This is a genomic window from Streptomyces apricus, from assembly GCF_008369065.1.
In the GTDB taxonomy this organism is placed as follows: domain Bacteria; phylum Actinomycetota; class Actinomycetes; order Streptomycetales; family Streptomycetaceae; genus Streptomyces; species Streptomyces apricus.
In genome coordinates this window covers 42106-44688 of record NZ_VDFC01000025.1, presented here as the reverse complement: position 1 = coordinate 44688, position 2583 = coordinate 42106, and the positions used below count along the sequence as shown (strand labels likewise).

The following is a 2583-nucleotide window of genomic DNA, read 5'->3' as shown; positions in this document are numbered from 1 at the left end:
GGGTCGGACAGCCGGCCGCGGTCCTCGACCTGGACGACGATCTGCGCGCCCTGCGCCCACAGCCGCAGCGTGCCCCCGCCGCCCGCGTGGACCACGCTGTTGGTGGTCAGCTCGGCGACGACCAGGGCCAGGTCCTGCAGCCGGACCTCGTCCGTCCCCCGCTCCCGCGCCTCGGCGAGCGCGAAGTCCCGGGCGGCGGGCAGCGTGTCCGCGTCGTAGCGGAACACCGCGGCGCCGGGCGGCGGGAGCAGCGGTTCGTTGCAGCGGTCGAGCGCCTTCCGGGGGTCGTACGCGTCGCTGGCGGACCGGCGTCCCCGGTCGACGAGGAACGGGTGGGTGGCACGGGCGTCGTCGAGTACGTCCGCCGGCAGCGCCCCGGCGTCGTACGGGCACAGGACGACCACGTCCCGACCGTCGAACGCCTCGTTGATGAGCGCCTCGTGCTGGACGCAGGCGGGGTACTCCGCGGCCGTGCGGCCCGGCCAGACCGGTTCGCCGACGATGCGGACGCGGACGTCGGTCCGGGCGTCCGCGAAGGCGCGCAGGACGGAGGGGATGATGCGGCCGGGATTGCGGCCCGCCAGGGTCATGTCGACCAGGTGCACGGCGTCCGCCGCCGGGCCCAGTTCCGCGGCGATCAGCGCCAGCCGCGGGGCGGGGACGGCCACCGCCACGGGCTCCGAAGCCGAGAGCCCCTCCTGTATGAAGGGGACGGTGCCCGCCAGGTACTCCCGGTCGCCGCGGTAGAAGAACGCGGGGTGGGCGAACCCCGGCCCGGCCGGTCCGGCACCGCCGTACGGCGGTGCCGACGACGCGTCGTCCGTGCTGTCCCTCAGGTCCACCGGTCTCACCCCGCCGGCCACCCTACGCCGTCGCACCGGCGTTCCCGCATGCCTCCCCGCGTTCCACCGGGCACGCCGCGGGACACGGACGGGCCGGCCGCACGGGGTGCGGCCGGCCCGGTGGGTCGGTCGGGTCAGGCGACGGCCTCGCCCGCGTCACGGGGCTCGGCGACGTCGGCGAGGGTGGCGGCGGTGGCGGTCGTGGGGGTGGCGGTGGCGGTCGCGGACCGCAGGGGCATCCAGACCACGGGCCCGGGCTCCTGGGCGGCCGCGAGGTGGCGGCGCGCCCTGTCCAGGGCGGATCGCACGTCACGGGTGCCGGTCGACACGCAGAGGGTGTACTCAAGGTCCTGCGTGCGCTGATCCGGCTTCGCGGCGCCGGTCTCGGCGCGGCGCGCGACGAGTGCCTCGTACTCCTCGACGAGCTTGCGCAGGGTGGCGGGGTGGGGCATCAGCATCTGGCCTGCTCCTTGACGACGTGACTCTGTTTTCACCGTGGATCCGGAAGGACCGGAGGATCCGGAAGGGCTGGAGGATGAGGATCTGGAAGGGCTGGAGGATCCGGACCGGCCGGGAGGTCCGGAGGAGGCGCCGGCCGGGGCGCCGGGAAGGGGGTACCGCGTCACACGGCCCCCGCAGGGCCGTCGAGGTCGCCGCGGCCGGAGCGGGACCGCGCGCCGAGCGCCTCGTCCCTGACCTTGGCGCAGCTGCGGCTGATGAGGCGGGAGACGTGCATCTGGGAGATGCCCAGCTGGTCGGCTATGCGGTTCTGCGTCATGTCCTCGAAGAAGCGCATGTACAGGATGTTCCGCTCGCGTTCCGGCAGCCGGCGCAGTCCTTCCTTCGCCGCCTCGCGGTCGATGACCACGTCGAAGGAGGAGTCGGAGTCGCCCAGGGTGTCGGCGAGGCTGTAGTTGTCGTCGGTGGAGGTCAGCTCGGCGTCCAGGGACAGCGTGCTGAAGCTCTCCATCGCCTCCATCCCCGCGCAGACCTCGTCCTCCGTCAGTCCGGCGTGCGCCGCGATCTCGGCCGTGGTCGGCTCGGGCGCCCCGGGGTTCTGGGTGAGTTCCCGGCGGGCGATACGCACCTTGTTGCGCAGTTCCTGCACACGGCGGGGCACCCGCAGCGCCCACATGCGGTCCCGGAAGTGGCGCTTGACCTCACCGGTGATGGTGGGGACGGCGTAGCTCTCGAAGGCTCCGCGGGAGGGGTCGAAGCGGTCGATCGCCTTCACCAGGCCGACGGCGGCGACCTGGCGCAGGTCCTCGATGTTCTCGCCGCGGTCGCGGAACCGTCCGGCGATGCGGTGTGCCATGGGCAGCCAGGCGGTGACCAGCTCGTCGCGCACGGCGTCCCGCTCGGGTCCGTCCTCCAGGGCCGCCAGCCGGGCGAAGTCACTCGCCGAGTCGGGGGCGTCGTCGTGCGGATGGCGTGTGGTGGCGGACCGGGTGGACGAGGCCGGTGCGGCCGCCGGATCGGCGGACGCGGTCAGGGCCTCGACAGGTGCGGTCCCCTTGAGGCGGCTTGTCGACAAGTCGATAGGCATGCGGATTCGCTCCCGAGCAGGTGACGTGCGAGGGGGGATGCCGCAGGAGGGGGTGCCTTCCGGAAACGCCGGAGGGGGGACACCACAGTCGGCTGAGCCGCTCCTGCGGGCGTGCCTCCGGTCCGAAGCACGAAGGTCCGCCTGCCCGGCCTTTCCGAGGCAAAACACCCCGTCCTGAAATCGATGGTGCGGCAC

At 73.6% G+C, this 2583-nt stretch carries 3 protein-coding genes; all 3 read right to left on the bottom strand.

Annotated features, from left to right (window positions below; all coding sequences use genetic code 11):
- A partial coding sequence (locus tag FGF04_RS09120) for a sensor histidine kinase (RefSeq protein WP_235882248.1) occupies window positions 1-842 on the bottom strand: 842 nt, incomplete at its 3' end.
- A 134-nt stretch (window positions 843-976) separates the two neighbouring features.
- Window positions 977-1300, bottom strand: coding sequence for a DUF5133 domain-containing protein (locus tag FGF04_RS09115; protein ID WP_149510754.1), 324 nt, complete (start codon window positions 1298-1300; stop codon window positions 977-979).
- Window positions 1301-1464: 164 nt separating this feature from the next.
- Window positions 1465-2388, bottom strand: a complete 924-nt coding sequence (locus tag FGF04_RS09110; RefSeq protein WP_149510753.1) for a SigB/SigF/SigG family RNA polymerase sigma factor — start codon at window positions 2386-2388, stop codon at window positions 1465-1467.
- Between the last annotated feature and the right edge of the window lie 195 nt (window positions 2389-2583).